Below are 13,628 nucleotides of genomic sequence, written 5' to 3'. Positions count from 1 at the left end.
CTTAACCTCGTGCCTCGACGCTGTCGGCCAGGATCGCCAGCACCAGTTGCTGGTAATCCAGGCCCGCAGCGCGAGCGGCCATCGGGACCAGGCTGTGGTCGGTCATGCCCGGAACGGTGTTCACTTCCAGCAGCCAGAAGCGGCCGTCGGCGTCCTGCATCACGTCGGCACGCGCCCAGCCCTGGGTACCCACCGCCTCGCACGCGCGCGCGGTCAGGTCCTTGAGTTCCTGCTCCCTGGCGGCGTCCAGCCCGCAGGGGATCTGGTACTGGGTGTCATTGGCCAGGTACTTGGCGTCGTAGTCGTAGAAAGTATGCGGGGTACCCAGGCGGATGGGCGGCAGCACCTGCCCGCGCAGCATCGCGATGGTGTACTCCGGCCCATGGATCCACTGCTCCACCAGTACCTGGGAGTCATAACGGCTGGCGCCCTTCCAGGCTTCTATCAATGCGTCGACATCCGCCACCTTGGCCATGCCGATGCTCGAGCCTTCGTGAGCCGGCTTGACGATCAGCGGGAAGCCCAGCGCTTCGGCCGCCGCACGGCAATCCGCCTCGCTGGCGAGCACCGCGTGACGCGGGGTGGACAGGCCGAGGCTCTGCCAGACCTGCTTGGTCCGCAGCTTGTCCATCGCCAGGGCGGAGGCCAGCACACCGCTACCGGTGTAGGGGATGCCCAGGCATTCGAGCAGGCCCTGCATGCTGCCGTCCTCGCCGCCACGGCCGTGGAGGACGATGAAGGCGCGGTCGATCTTCTCGGCGGCCAGGCGTTGCAGCAGGTCGTCGCCGACATCGATGCCGAAGGCCTCGACGCCTGCGCCCTGGAGCGCTTCCAGGACCATGCTCCCGGACTTCAGCGAGACTTCGCGCTCGGCGCTCTTGCCGCCGTAGAGCACGGCGACCCGGCCGAAGGCCTTGGGCTCGAGGGTGGATTTCAGGTTCGCGCTCATGACTCTTTCCTCGCGGCGGCATCATCGCCACCACCGAACAACGGGCTCTGGATCAATTGCGGGGCCAGCCCGCCGATATCGCCGGCACCCTGGCAGAGCAGGATGTCGCCGGCGCGCAGCAACGGCTTGACCAGCGGCGCCAGTTCGACACCACGCTCGATGTAGATCGGGTCCAGCTGGCCGCGCTGCCGGATGCTGTGGCACAGCTGGCGGCTGTCGGCGCCGGGGATGGGCTCCTCGCCCGCCGGGTAGACCTCCATCAGCAGCAGCACGTTGGACTCTCCCAGCACCTGCACGAAGTCGTCGTACAGATCACGGGTGCGGCTGTAGCGGTGCGGCTGGTAGACCATCACCAGGCGGCGCTCCGGCCAGCCACCACGTACAGCCTTGATCACCGCCGCGACTTCGCGCGGGTGGTGGCCATAGTCGTCGACCAGCATCACGCTGCCGCCTTCGACCTGCAGCTCGCCGTAGACCTGGAAGCGTCGGCCCACGCCCTGGAAGCCCGACAGGCCGCGCACGATGGCGTCGTCATCGATGCCTTCATCGGTGGCGATGGCGATGGTCGCCAGCGCGTTCAATACGTTGTGGTTGCCCGGCATGTTCACCGAGACGTCCAGCGGCGCACGGTCCTTGCGCAGCACGGTGAAGAAGGTCTGCATGCCCTGCTGGCGGACGTTGATGGCGCGCAGGTCGGCATCCTCGGCGAAGCCGTAGGTCACGGTCGGGCGGGCCACCTGAGGGAGGATCTCGCGCACCACAGGGTCATCCACGCAAAGCACCGCCAGCCCGTAGAACGGCAGGTTGTGGAGGAACTCGACGAAGGTCTTCTTCAGCTTGTTGAAGTCGCCGCCATAGGTGCTCATGTGGTCGGCGTCGATGTTGGTGACCACCGCGACCATCGGCTGCAGGTGCAGGAAGCTGGCGTCGCTCTCGTCGGCCTCGGCCACCAGATACCGGCTGGTACCCAGCTGCGCGTTGGTGCCGGCGGCGTTCAGGCGCCCGCCGATGACGAAGGTCGGGTCCAGGCCGCCCGCGGCGAACACCGAGGCGATCAGGCTGGTGGTGGTGGTCTTGCCGTGGGTCCCGGCGACGGCGATGCCGTGGCGGTAGCGCATCAGCTCGGCCAGCATCTCGGCACGCGGCACCACGGGGATACGGCGCTCCAGGGCGACGGCGACCTCCGGGTTGGCCTTGTTCACCGCGCTGGAAACCACCAGCACGTCGGCGTTCTCGGCGTTCTCGGCACGGTGGCCGATGAAGATCTGCGCACCGAAGCTCTCCAGGCGCGCAGTCACGGGCGAGGCCTTGAGGTCGGAACCGGAGACGTTGTAGCCGAGGTTCAGCAGCACTTCGGCGATCCCGCACATGCCCACGCCGCCGATGCCGACGAAGTGGATGCGACGGATGCGGCGCATTTCCGGTTGCGGCATGGCTTTCTGGCTCTCAACCATGGGCCACCTCCAGGCAGATATCGACCACGCTGCGGGTGGCATCGGGCTTGGCCAGACTGCGGGCGATCGCGCCCATGGCCTTGAGTCGTTCGGGTTGCATCAGTACCTCGGTCAGCCGGGCGGCGAGTGCGGCCGCGTCGGTGGCATGTTGCGGGAGAAGGAAGGCCGCGCCCTCCTTCGCCAGATAATCGGCATTGCGCGACTGGTGGTCGTCGATCGCATGGGGCAGCGGCACCAGGAAAGACGGCAACCCGGCGGCAGCGAGTTCGCTGACGGTCAGCGCGCCGGAGCGGCAGATGACCAGATCGGCCCAGGCATAGGCCCGTGCCATATCCTTGATGAAGGGTGCGACCTCCGCTTCGACACCGGCTTCGCGATAACGCTCCGCAGTGACCCCATCGTGATTCTTGCCGGCCTGGTGGAACACCTGCGGGCGAAGTTCGGCAGGCAGCAGCGCGACGGCTGCCGGCAGCAGCTTGTTCAGTGGCTCGGCCCCCAGGCTGCCGCCCAGCACCAGCAGGCGCGGCGTGCGACCGGCCAGGGCGTCGCGCGGGGTTTCCAGGAACAGCTCCTCGCGCACCGGGTTGCCCGTGGTGCGGCGCTTGTCGCTGGACCCGAAGGTATCCGGGAAGGCCTCGCAGACGCGGCTGGCGAACGGTGCCAGGCTGCGGTTGGCGGTGCCGGCGACGGCGTTCTGCTCGTGGATGACCAGCGGTACGCCGGCCAGGCGCGCAGCCAGGCCGCCGGGGCCGGTGACATAGCCACCCATGCCCAGCACGCAGACGGGCTTGAGCTCGCTGACCACGCGCCGCGCCTGGAACAGCGAACGCACCAGGGAGAACGGCGCCTTGAGCAGCGACTTGATGCCCTTGCCGCGCAGGCCGGTGACCTGGATCAGGTGCAGCGGCAGGCCGGCCTGGGGTACCAGTTCGTTCTCGATGCCACGCGGGGTGCCCAGCCAGTGCACGCTGTAGCCACGGGCCTGGAACTCGCGGGCGCAGGCCAGTGCCGGGAAAACGTGCCCGCCGGTGCCACCCGCCATGATCAATACATTGCCGCTCATGGACGTGCCTCCTCTTCGAGGAAGTCGCTCTCGACGAACTCGATGTCTTCGTTGCCCAGGTGCGTGCGGCTTTCCCATTCTATCCGCAGCAGCAGGCCGAGGCAGACGCAGCAGATCACCAGGGAGCTGCCGCCGTAGCTGAGGAACGGCAGGGTCAGGCCCTTGGTGGGCAGCAGGCCGACATTCACACCGATGTTGATCAGGACCTGGCCGATCCACTGGAAGGCCAGCCCATAGGCCACGTAGGCCGAGAAATATTGCCGCGCGCGTTCCGCGCAGAGGCCGATGTGCAGCGCCCGGACGCTGACGAACACGAACAGGGCGACCGTGGCCAGCGCCCCGACCATGCCCAGTTCTTCCGCCAGTACGGCGAAGACGAAGTCGGTGTGCGCCTCGGGCAGGTAGAACTGCTTCTGGATGCTGTTGCCCAGGCCGACGCCGAACCATTCGCCACGGCCGAAGGCGATCAGCGCCTGGCTCAACTGGTAGCCGGCGCCGTACTGGTCGGCCCAGGGGTCGATGAAGTTGGTCAGGCGCTGCATGCGGTAGCTCTGGCTGGTCATGACCAGCACCCCGGCACCGAGCACCGCGCCGACCAGCGGGACGAAGCGAACCAGGTTGATGCCACCGAGGAACAGCATTGCGATGCAGGAACCCACCAGTACCACGGTGGCGCCGAAGTCCGGCTCCGCCAGCAGCAGCACGGCGATGGGGCCAAGCACCAGCATCGGCTTGATGAAGCCGGTGAGCTTCTCGCGCACCTCGTCCTGGCGGCGCACCAGGTAGCCGGCGATGAACATGACGGTGAACAGCTTGGCCAGTTCGGACGGCTGCAGGTTGAACAGGCCGAAGCCGATCCAGCGCTTGGCGCCGTTGACCTCGCGGCCGATGCCCGGCAGCAGCACCATGATCAGCAGGACGAAGGCGACCAGCATCAGGCGCGCGCCGTAGCGCTGCCAGAAGCTCATGGGCACCTGCAGGGTCAGCACGCAGGCGACCCCGCCGATGGCCAGGTAAATGAGGTGGCGGATGCTGTGGTAGAGCGGGTTGCCGGACAGCGCGGCGGCCACTTCCGAGGACGCCGAGGTGATCATCACCAGCCCCAGGCCGAGCAGCGCCAGGCAACCCGCCAGCAGCGGGAAGTCCATGTCGAGGCCACGGCGACTGCGCAGCGGCGACTGCAGGGCGAACAGGCGGGCCAGCATCAGGTGAGCCCCTCCACGGCCTGGGCGAAGAGGCGTCCGCGCTCTTCGAAGTTCTTGAACATGTCGAGGCTGGCGCACGCGGGCGACAGCAGCACGGCGTCTCCCCGGACGGCCAGTTCGGCGGCACGGCTCACGGCCTCGTCCAGAGTCCGCACGCGCACCAGCGGCACGGCATCGCCCAGGGCCTGGGCGATCAGTTCGGCGTCACGCCCCAGCAGCACCACGGCGCGGCAGAAACCCGCCACCGGCTCGCGCATCCCGGAAAAATCGGCGCCCTTGCCATCGCCACCGGCGATCAGCACCAGCTTGCCGTCGATGTCCGCACCCAGGCCTTCGATGGCGGCCAGCGCCGCACCGACATTGGTGGCCTTGGAGTCGTCGTAGTACGCCACGCCTTCGCGCTCGCGCACCCACTGGCAGCGATGGGCGAGGCCGGTGAAGGTCTTGAGGGTCTCCAGCATCGGCTCCATGGGCAGGCCGACGGCGTGCCCCAGGGCCAGGGCCGCCAGGGCATTGGCCTGGTTGTGGGCGCCACGGACCTTGAGTTCGCGCACGGGCAGCAGCTTCTCGAACTGGAACGCGAGGTACTTCTCGCCCTCTTCCTCGATCAGGCCGAAGCCCCTGAGGTCCGGCTTGTTCAGGCCGAAGGTCCAGCAGGGTAGCTGGTCGGCGACCAGGGGCCGGGACAGCGCATCGCCACGGTTGACCACCACCTGCCGGGCGCCGCGGAAGATGCGGTGCTTGGCCAGGTGATAGGCCTGCATGTCGGCGTAGCGGTCCATGTGGTCTTCGCTGACGTTGAGCACGGTGGCCACTTCGGCGTTCAGGCGATCGGTGGTCTCCAGCTGGAAGCTGGACAGCTCCATCACGTAAAGCTCGATGTCATCGGCCAGCAGGTCGAGCGCCGGGGTCCCCAGGTTGCCACCGACGGCGACCCTGCGACCGGCCGCCTGCGCCATCTCGCCCACCAGGGTGGTGACGGTGCTCTTGGCGTTGGAGCCGCTGATGGCGACGATGGGCGCCTTGGCGTGACGGGCGAACAGCTCGATATCGCCGGACAGCTTGACGCCGCGCTTGGCCGCCTCCTGCAGCGCCGGCGTGGCGATGGCTAGGCCGGGGCTCACGTAGAGCTCGCTGGCGCGGCAGAGGAAATCGACGTCGAGTTCACCACAGCGCACTTCCACCTCCGGGTACTGGGCACGCAGGGTGGCCAGTTCGGGCGGGTTCTCGCGCGTGTCGGCCACGGCGAAGCGCACGCCCTGGCGCGCCAGGAAGCGCACCAGGGACATGCCGCTCTTGCCGAGGCCGACAACGATGCGGAACTGGTCGGAAGCGATCAGGCTCATGGTCTCCTCAACGCAGCTTCAGGGTGGCGAGGCCGATCAGCACGAGGATCACGGTGATGATCCAGAAACGTACGATCACGCGGGGCTCGGGCCAGCCTTTCAGTTCGAAGTGGTGGTGGATAGGGGCCATGCGGAATACACGACGGCCGGTCAATTTGAACGAGGCGACCTGGATCATCACCGACAGCGTCTCCATGACGAACACGCCCCCCATGATGAACAGCACCACTTCCTGGCGCACGATCACGGCGATGGTGCCCAGGGCAGCGCCGAGCGCCAGCGCGCCGACGTCACCCATGAAGACCTGGGCCGGGTAGGTGTTGAACCAGAGGAAGCCGAGGCCGGCGCCCACCAGGGCGGCGCAGAACACGATCAGTTCACCCGCGCCCGGCACATAGGGGATGAACAGGTATTCGGCGAATTTGATGTTGCCCGACAGGTAGCAGAAGATCCCCAGCGCGCCGCCGACCATCACGGTCGGCATGATGGCCAGGCCATCCAGCCCGTCGGTCAGGTTGACCGCGTTGCTGGAGCCGACGATCACGAAATAGGTCAGCACGATGAAGCCGACACCCAGCGGGATCCCGACATCCTTGACCATCGGCAGGATCAGGGTGGTCTCCACCGGGCTGGTCGCGGTCATATAAAGGAAGACCGCAGCGCCGATGCCGAACACCGACTGCCAGAAATACTTCCAGCGGCTCGGCAGCCCACGGGAGTTCTTCTCGATCACCTTGCGATAGTCGTCGACCCAGCCGATGGCGCCGAACAGCAGCGTCACGCCCAGCACCACCCAGACGTAGCGGTTGGACAGGTCGGCCCAGAGCAGGGTGCTGATGCCGATGGCGGTAAGAATCAGCGCGCCACCCATGGTCGGCGTACCGGACTTGGAGAGGTGCGATTGCGGCCCGTCGTTGCGCACGGACTGGCCGATCTGGCGCACCTGCAGGGTGCGGATCATCCAGGGCCCGAGCCAGAGCGACAGCGACAGCGCCGTAAGGACGCCGAGAATCCCGCGCAGGGTCAGGTACTGGAACACCCCGAACCCCTTATGGAACTGTTGCAGGTACTCAGCGAGCAGCAGCAGCATGATTAGTGAGCCTCCCCCGTTCCGCAGATGGCCGCGACGACCTTGTCCATCGCCGCGCTGCGGGAACCTTTGATCAGAATGGTTGTGTTGGCGTCCTGCTCATCGACCAGGGCCTGGATCAGGCTGGACTGATCGGCGAAATGGCGGCCATCGTCGCCGAAAGCGGCGACTGCATGAGCCATCTGAGGACCGACTGCATAGAGCGCGCTGACCTTGCCGCGGGCGTGGAGCCCCACGTCGCGGTGGCCTTGCTCGGCCCACTCGCCCAGCTCGCCCATATCCCCGAGCACCAGGACGGTGCGGCCGGAAAAGCCGGCGAGTATATCAACGGCCGCGATCATCGAAGCCGGGTTGGCGTTGTAGCTATCGTCGATCACCCGCATGCCACTGGGCGCCAACTGCGCTACGGTGCGGCCCTTGACCGGTTGCAGGTTCTGCAGGCCGTCGCGAATACCGACCAGCGGTACGCCCAGCGCGTGCGCGGCAGCGGCGGCGGCCAATGCATTGGCGACGTTATGCAGGCCCAGCAGGTTGAGCTGGATGTTGGCTTCACCCGCCACGCCCTTGAGGATGAAGGCCATGCAGCCACGAGCATCACGCACGATGGATTCGGCGCGCAGGTCGGCATCGACGGCATCGAGGCCGAAGCTCAGCACCCGGCGGGCGCCATTGCGCTGGCGCCAGGTATCGAATGCCTTGTCGTCGCGGTTGAGCACGGCGATACCGTTGTCGGCCAGGCCTTCGAGGATCTCGCCCTTGGCCAGGACGATCTTCTCCGGGCCTCCGAACTCGCCCACATGGGCAGTGCCGGCGTTGTTGATGATGGCAACCTGGGGCCGGGTCAGGCCGACGGTGTAGGCGATCTCGCCCACCCGGGAAGCGCCCAGTTCGATCACGGCGCTGCGGTGCTCCGGCGCCAGTTCGAGCAGGGTGAGCGGCGCGCCCAGGTCGTTGTTGAGGTTGCCGCGGGTAGCCAGTACGGGGCCCTGGGTGCGCAGGATGCTGGCGAGCATCTCCTTGACCGTGGTCTTGCCGCTGGACCCGGTAACCGCGGCCACCTTGCCGGTGAAGGCGTCACGGTTGAGCGCGCCGAGCCGACCAAGGGCGAGGCGGGTATCGGCCACCAGCAACTGCGGCAGCGGCGCGCCCGGGACCTCGCGCTGCACGAGCGCGGCGACGGCCCCTTTGGCGGCGACGTCGGCCAGGTAGTCATGGCCATCGAAATTCGGTCCGACCAGCGCGATGAACAGTTGCCCGGGCTCGACGCGCCGGCTGTCGGTGGACACCGCCGAGAATGCGGCATCAACCCCGATCAAGCGGGCCTGCAACGGAGCCTGCAGGGCGGAAAGACGCATCGGTTCAAGCATGGCTGGCTCCCCAGGCGCCCAGGGCGGCCTCGGCTTCCTGCAGGTCGGAGAACGGCAGGCGCTCGCCGTTGATTTCCTGGTAATCCTCATGCCCCTTGCCGGCCAGCAACACCACGTCGTCGACGCCAGCGGTGGCGATCAGGCGGGCGATGGCGACGCCACGACCGTGGACGAACTCGGCCCTTGCCGCATCGGCGAAGCCGGGGCGAATGTCGTCGAAGATCTGCGCCGGGTCCTCGCTGCGCGGGTTGTCGTCGGTGACCAGTACGTGGTCGGCCAGGCGCTCGGCCAGGGCTGCCATCAGCGGGCGCTTGCCACGGTCGCGATCACCGCCGCAGCCGAACAGGCACAGCAGGCGGCCCCGAGCGTGGGGGCGCAGGGCTTCGAGTACCTTTTCCATGGCGTCGGGGGTGTGGGCGTAATCCACGACCACCAGCGGCTTGTCACCACCGCCCAGGCGCTGCATGCGGCCGGCCGGCCCCTGGAGGCCGGGCAGCGCGCGAAGGATTTCGTCCAGCGGGTAGCCCATGCCCAGCAGGGCACCGACCACCGCCAGCAGGTTGCTGAGGTTGAAACGCCCGAGCAGCGGGCTGCGCAGCAGGCCTTCGCCTTGCGGCGTAACCAGGCTCGCACGCACGCCATCGTCATCGAAATGTGCTTCGCGGCAATAGATGAAGGCGGACGCGTCTTCCTGGCTGTAGCCGATGAGACGGGACTCATGGGTACGCGAGGCGAGTTCGCGGCCGAACGCATCGTCGAGGTTGATCACCCGGCAACGCAGCTCGGGCCAGTCGAACAGGCGAGCCTTGGCAGCGCCATAGGCCTCCATCGAACCGTGGTAGTCGAGATGATCGCGGGACAGGTTGGTGAACACCGCGACATCGAAGGCGAGTGCGGCCACGCGTCCCTGCTCCAGTCCATGGGAGGAAACCTCCATCGCCACGGCGCGGGCACCGGCCTGCTTGAGGTTGGCCAGGGTGGCCTGCACCGCCAACGGGTCGGGGGTCGTATGGCGGCCGCTCTCCAGCTCGCCGTGGAAGCCTGTCCCCAGGGTCCCGACGATGCCGCAACGCTCGCCGAGCAGGTCCAGGGCCTGGGCGATCAGTTGGCTGACGCTGGTCTTGCCATTGGTTCCGGTGACGCCCACGAGATTCAGGCCGCGGCTGGGCTCGCCATAGAAGCGCCCGGCGATGGCCGAGAGCTGGCCAGCCAACCCCTTGATGGCCAACAGTTCGGCACCGCTGGCATCGACAGCCGGGGCGCCTTCCGCTTCGTACGCGACAGCACTGGCGCCGCGAGCGATGGCATCGGCGATGTGGTCGCGGCCGTCGTGCTGGGCGCCGGGAACCGCCAGGAACAGGTCACCCGGGCGCACCTTGCGGCTGTCCAGGGTCAGTTCACGGATCAGGGTGGCGCTTTCGGCCTGGGGCAACAATTGATTCAGTGGCATGGGCATCAGATCCGCCCTCCTTTGCCGGTAGCCGCTTCCGCGGTCTGTTGTTCCTCGGTGGGCAGGTTGTCCGGTGCGATGTTCATCAGGCGCAACGCGCCAGCCATGACCCTGCCGAATACGGGTGCCGAGACCAGGCCACCGAAGTAGCCGGCCTTGCTGGGTTCATCGATCACCACCACCATCGCCAGACGCGGATTGGTGGACGGACCGAAGCCCGCGAAGAGCGAGCGGTAGGCGTTCTGGGTGTAGCCCTTGGCACCGACAGTGGCCTTGCGCGCCGTGCCGCTCTTGCCGGAAACGTGATAGCCCGGCACCTGGGCGCGGAACACGCCGCGCGGCGCCTCGACCACTTGCTGGAGCATGCCCTGCATGGTCTTGGCGACATCCCCGGGAATCACCTGGGTCCCGACGGGCAGGCTGTCGACCCGGGTCATCGAAAGGGGCACGGCCTGGCCGTTGTTGGCCAGCGTGGCGTAGGCATGGACCATCTGGATGGCGGTCACCGAGAGGCCGTAGCCATAGGACAGGGTCGCGGTCTCGGCCTTGCGCCACTCACGGTGGTTGGGCAGGTTGCCCACGCGCTCGCCGGGGAAGCCGAGGCCGGTATCCTGGCCGAGGCCCAGCTGGCGCATGGTCTCGTAGATGGTCTCGCCGCCGATGTCGAAGGCGATCTTGCTCATGCCGACGTTGCTGGAATTGATCAGGATGCCTGTCAGGTCGAGGATCGGGCCCTCGGTCTTGGAGACGTCCTTGATGGTGTAGCGGCCGATCTGCAGCGAGCCGGGGTAGACCTCGACCTTGTCCTCGGGCTTCCAGCGCCCGCTCTGCAAGGCGGCGGACATGGAGATCGGCTTGACCGTCGAACCCGGCTCGAACACGTCGATCATGGCGCGGTTGCGCATGGCCGCCGGCTGCAGGTTGCGGCGGTTGTTCGGGTTGTAGGTGGGCTGGTTGGCCATAGCCAGCACTTCGCCAGTCTTGACGTCGACGATCACTAGGCTGCCGGCCTTGGCACCGTTCTCCACCAGCGCGTTGCGCAGCTCGCGGTGGGCGAGGTACTGCAGGCGCAGGTCGATGGACAGGGCCAGGGTCTTGCCAGGCTTGGCGTTCTTGGCGACTTGGACGTCCTTGATCAGACGACCACGGCGATCCTTGAGCACCTGGCGCTTGCCGGGCACACCGGCCAGCCACTGGTCGAAGGACAGCTCGACGCCCTCGCGACCGCGATCGTCGACGTCGGTGAAGCCGACCACATGGGCGGTCACCTCGCCGGCCGGGTAGAAGCGACGGAACTCTTCGATGGCGTACACGCCCGGCAGCTTGCGGGCAAGGATCGCCTGCCCCTGCTCAGGCGTCAGGCCACGAGCGAGATAGAGGAATTCACGACCGGCGTTCTGCTCGATGCGCTCGGCGAAGATCTTCGGGTCCTGCCCCAGGGTCGCGGCGATGACCGGCCACTGGTCACGCACAGCCATCAGGTCCTTGGGGTTGGTCCAGAGGGTGGTGACCGGGGTGCTGACTGCCAGCGGCTCACCGTTGCGATCGGTGATCAGGCCACGGTGCGCCGGAATCGGGATGTGCCGCACGCTGCGCGCATCGCCCTGCCCCTTGAGGAAGTCGCGATCAATCACGTGCAGGTCCACGATACGCCAGGAGATGGCCGCGACCATGAGGGCGAGCAGCACCAGGACCACCCGGAAGCGCCAGGGGTAGAGCGCCCCCTCAAGGTTGATCATGGCGCCACCATGCGGATTTCCGCAGGTTCGGGGATACGCATCTTCAATTGCTCGCTGGCCAGCGACTCGATGCGGTTGTGCGCAGTCCAGGTGCTCTGCTCCAGCACCAGGCGGCCCCACTCGGCCTGCGCCTTGTCGCGCACGCTGAGTTCGGTATAGAGCTTGTTGAGCAACTGCCTGTTCCAGTGCGCACTGTAGGACACGCCGATGGCGGAAACCAGTACGGCGATGAACAGCAACAGCATCAGGAAGCTGCCGCCCGGCAGGGGCTTGGCGTAGATGCGGCTCATCTGAGCTTCTCCGCCACACGCATGACGGCGCTGCGCGAACGCGGGTTGGCCTTCAGCTCTTCCTCGGATGCGAATTGGGGCTTGCCCAGCAGCTTCAGCCGGGGATCGAAGGCCGGGGGACGGATCGGCAGGTTGCGCGGCAGCTTGTCCGCCTCGCCTTTCGCATGCTTGCGCATGAACAGCTTGACGATGCGGTCTTCCAGGGAGTGGAAGCTGATAACGACCAGGCGGCCGCCAACGGCGAGATTCTCCAGGGCAGCCTCGAGGCCACGCTCCAGATCACCCAGCTCGTTGTTCACATGGATGCGAATGCCCTGGAAAGCACGGGTAGCCGGATTCTTGCCTTTTTCCCAGGCGGGATTGGCCACCGTGAGCACGGCAGCCAGGTCGGCGGTGCGCTCGAAGGGTTTCTCGGCCCGGCGCTGCACAACGGCACGCGCCATGCGCTTGGCGAAGCGTTCCTCGCCATATTCCTTGAGCACGCGGGCGATCTCATCCTCGGGCGCGGTGGCGATCCATTGCGCGGCACTGACGCCGCGAGTGGGGTCCATGCGCATATCGAGGGGACCGTCGTTGAGGAAGCTGAAGCCACGCTCGGCGTCATCCAGCTGCGGCGAGGAGACACCGAGATCGAGCAGGACGCCATCGACCTTGCCGGCCAGGCCTCGCTCGGCGAGCTCGCCCGCCATCTCGGCGAAACTGCGCTGCACAATGACAAAGCGGCCGTCTTCGGCCGCCAGCGCTTGCCCTGTAGCTATGGCTTGGGGGTCCTTGTCGAAACCGAGCAGCCGGCCCTCCTCACCAAGATGCCGGAGGATCAACCGACTGTGCCCCCCGCGACCGAAGGTGCCGTCCAGGTAGCAGCCGTCCGCACGCACGGCGAGGCTGTCTACGGCCTCGTCGAGCAGGACGGTGATGTGGCGGAAGCTGCTTTCGGTACTCACAGGATAAGGTCACGCAGTTCGTCCGGCAGGCCGCCGGGTTGTTTGATTGCCATCAGGTCCGCATCGGAAATCGCGTTCCAGGCGTCTTCGTCCCATATCTGGAACTTGTTCAACTGGCCAACCAGCATCGCCTTCTTGTCCAGGCCCGCGTACTCGCGCAAGCGCGGCGGGACCAGGAAACGACCGTTGCCGTCCAACTCGAGGTCGACGGCGTTACCGATCAGGAGGCGTTGCAGGCGGCGGGTTTCTTCACGCAGGGACGGCAGCTCGCGAAGCTTGGCTTCGATGAGCTCCCATTCGGGGAGCGGGTAGAGGGTCAGACAGCGGTCGACGGCATCGATGGTGACGATGAGCTGGCCATCACAACGCGAAAAAAGCTCATCACGATACCGACTCGGCATCGCGATGCGCCCTTTGGCGTCGAGACTGATGGCATTTGCTCCGCGAAACACGGCTGCGCTTCCCCTGTTTTAGGCTTCCCGTACCAATTGATCCCACTTTTTCCCACTTTGCACCACTTCCGCACACTATAGAAATGCGCGCGCCCCACCGTCAAGGCGGGCAAAGACGGAAAATTCCTTACAGGACGGAGATTTAGCGAGCTTTTGGGAGGGGGCGGGAGAGATATTGCAGCGGATTTCAGGCACAAAAATAAGGCGCGCCAGAGAGCTGAAGCGCGAACTTAAAGTAATTTCTCAAGAGTAAGATTTTTTCGGTATTTCAGACGTGGA

General features: G+C 66.5%; 12 protein-coding genes. All 12 read right to left on the bottom strand.

Translation table 11 applies throughout. The features are described 5' to 3' along the window. Position 1: 1 nt before the first annotated feature. Genes PHLH3_RS06220 through mraZ form a run of 12 tightly spaced genes read right to left on the bottom strand, consistent with a single transcriptional unit; the run spans position 2 to position 13,349 of the window. A complete protein-coding gene (locus PHLH3_RS06220) occupies positions 2-949 on the bottom strand; it encodes a D-alanine--D-alanine ligase (RefSeq protein ID WP_173173142.1) in 948 nt (315 codons plus the stop codon). Continuing rightward, positions 946-2,403, bottom strand: a complete 1,458-nt coding sequence (murC, locus tag PHLH3_RS06215; RefSeq protein ID WP_213628582.1) for a UDP-N-acetylmuramate--L-alanine ligase — start codon at positions 2,401-2,403, stop codon at positions 946-948. Before murC ends, PHLH3_RS06220 begins: the two co-directional genes overlap by 4 nt. Further along, on the bottom strand, positions 2,396-3,466 hold the full coding sequence (gene murG, locus PHLH3_RS06210) for an undecaprenyldiphospho-muramoylpentapeptide beta-N-acetylglucosaminyltransferase (RefSeq protein ID WP_213628581.1): 1,071 nt from the start codon (positions 3,464-3,466) through the stop codon (positions 2,396-2,398). The genes murC and murG overlap by 8 nt, the downstream gene beginning before the upstream one ends. Then, the gene (ftsW, locus tag PHLH3_RS06205; RefSeq protein ID WP_213628580.1) at positions 3,463-4,671 is read right to left on the bottom strand and encodes a putative lipid II flippase FtsW; all 1,209 of its coding nucleotides are present in this window, start codon (positions 4,669-4,671) and stop codon (positions 3,463-3,465) included. Before ftsW ends, murG begins: the two co-directional genes overlap by 4 nt. Beyond that, positions 4,671-6,017: a UDP-N-acetylmuramoyl-L-alanine--D-glutamate ligase gene (gene murD / locus PHLH3_RS06200; protein ID WP_213628579.1), complete on the bottom strand. Its 1,347-nt coding sequence runs from the start codon at positions 6,015-6,017 to the stop codon at positions 4,671-4,673. Before murD ends, ftsW begins: the two co-directional genes overlap by 1 nt. Before the next feature lie 7 nt (positions 6,018-6,024). After that, positions 6,025-7,107, bottom strand: a complete 1,083-nt coding sequence (gene mraY, locus PHLH3_RS06195) for a phospho-N-acetylmuramoyl-pentapeptide-transferase (protein WP_111262457.1) — start codon at positions 7,105-7,107, stop codon at positions 6,025-6,027. Between the two features lie 2 nt (positions 7,108-7,109). Continuing rightward, complete coding sequence (murF, locus tag PHLH3_RS06190) at positions 7,110-8,474, bottom strand: UDP-N-acetylmuramoyl-tripeptide--D-alanyl-D-alanine ligase (RefSeq protein WP_213628578.1); 1,365 nt, start codon at positions 8,472-8,474, stop codon at positions 7,110-7,112. Then, positions 8,467-9,930 (bottom strand): UDP-N-acetylmuramoyl-L-alanyl-D-glutamate--2,6-diaminopimelate ligase, encoded by a 1,464-nt coding sequence (locus tag PHLH3_RS06185; RefSeq protein WP_213628577.1) that lies wholly within the window; start codon positions 9,928-9,930, stop codon positions 8,467-8,469. The genes murF and PHLH3_RS06185 overlap by 8 nt, the downstream gene beginning before the upstream one ends. Beyond that, positions 9,930-11,663 carry a penicillin-binding transpeptidase domain-containing protein gene (locus tag PHLH3_RS06180; protein WP_111262460.1) on the bottom strand — a complete coding sequence of 578 codons (1,734 nt, stop codon included), beginning with the start codon at positions 11,661-11,663 and terminating at the stop codon, positions 9,930-9,932. Before PHLH3_RS06180 ends, PHLH3_RS06185 begins: the two co-directional genes overlap by 1 nt. Continuing rightward, positions 11,660-11,953 (bottom strand): cell division protein FtsL, encoded by a 294-nt coding sequence (ftsL, locus tag PHLH3_RS06175; protein ID WP_111262461.1) that lies wholly within the window; start codon positions 11,951-11,953, stop codon positions 11,660-11,662. The genes PHLH3_RS06180 and ftsL overlap by 4 nt, the downstream gene beginning before the upstream one ends. After that, the gene (gene rsmH, locus PHLH3_RS06170) at positions 11,950-12,897 is read right to left on the bottom strand and encodes a 16S rRNA (cytosine(1402)-N(4))-methyltransferase RsmH (protein WP_111262462.1); all 948 of its coding nucleotides are present in this window, start codon (positions 12,895-12,897) and stop codon (positions 11,950-11,952) included. Before rsmH ends, ftsL begins: the two co-directional genes overlap by 4 nt. Beyond that, positions 12,894-13,349 (bottom strand): division/cell wall cluster transcriptional repressor MraZ, encoded by a 456-nt coding sequence (mraZ, locus tag PHLH3_RS06165; RefSeq protein ID WP_031287485.1) that lies wholly within the window; start codon positions 13,347-13,349, stop codon positions 12,894-12,896. Before mraZ ends, rsmH begins: the two co-directional genes overlap by 4 nt. Positions 13,350-13,628: the final 279 nt, after the last annotated feature.

Origin of the sequence: Pseudomonas sp. Pc102 (assembly GCF_018408275.1) — a bacterium.
In the GTDB taxonomy this organism is placed as follows: Bacteria; Pseudomonadota; Gammaproteobacteria; order Pseudomonadales; family Pseudomonadaceae; genus Metapseudomonas; species Metapseudomonas tohonis.
The sequence above is the reverse complement of the archived record's forward strand: the minus strand, read 5'-3'. Positions and strand labels throughout refer to the sequence as shown.

What these genes read in the sequence shown, in the direction of transcription:
- PHLH3_RS06220 (WP_173173142.1), bottom strand. Translation starts at nt 949, where the DNA reads ATGAGCGCGAACCTGAAATCCACCCTCGAGCCCAAGGCCTTCGGCCGG.
- murC (WP_213628582.1), bottom strand. Translation starts at nt 2,403, where the DNA reads ATGGTTGAGAGCCAGAAAGCCATGCCGCAACCGGAAATGCGCCGCATC.
- murG (WP_213628581.1), bottom strand. Translation starts at nt 3,466, where the DNA reads ATGAGCGGCAATGTATTGATCATGGCGGGTGGCACCGGCGGGCACGTT.
- ftsW (WP_213628580.1), bottom strand. Translation starts at nt 4,671, where the DNA reads ATGCTGGCCCGCCTGTTCGCCCTGCAGTCGCCGCTGCGCAGTCGCCGT.
- murD (WP_213628579.1), bottom strand. Translation starts at nt 6,017, where the DNA reads ATGAGCCTGATCGCTTCCGACCAGTTCCGCATCGTTGTCGGCCTCGGC.
- mraY (WP_111262457.1), bottom strand. Translation starts at nt 7,107, where the DNA reads ATGCTGCTGCTGCTCGCTGAGTACCTGCAACAGTTCCATAAGGGGTTC.
- murF (WP_213628578.1), bottom strand. Translation starts at nt 8,474, where the DNA reads ATGCTTGAACCGATGCGTCTTTCCGCCCTGCAGGCTCCGTTGCAGGCC.
- PHLH3_RS06185 (WP_213628577.1), bottom strand. Translation starts at nt 9,930, where the DNA reads ATGCCCATGCCACTGAATCAATTGTTGCCCCAGGCCGAAAGCGCCACC.
- PHLH3_RS06180 (WP_111262460.1), bottom strand. Translation starts at nt 11,663, where the DNA reads ATGATCAACCTTGAGGGGGCGCTCTACCCCTGGCGCTTCCGGGTGGTC.
- ftsL (WP_111262461.1), bottom strand. Translation starts at nt 11,953, where the DNA reads ATGAGCCGCATCTACGCCAAGCCCCTGCCGGGCGGCAGCTTCCTGATG.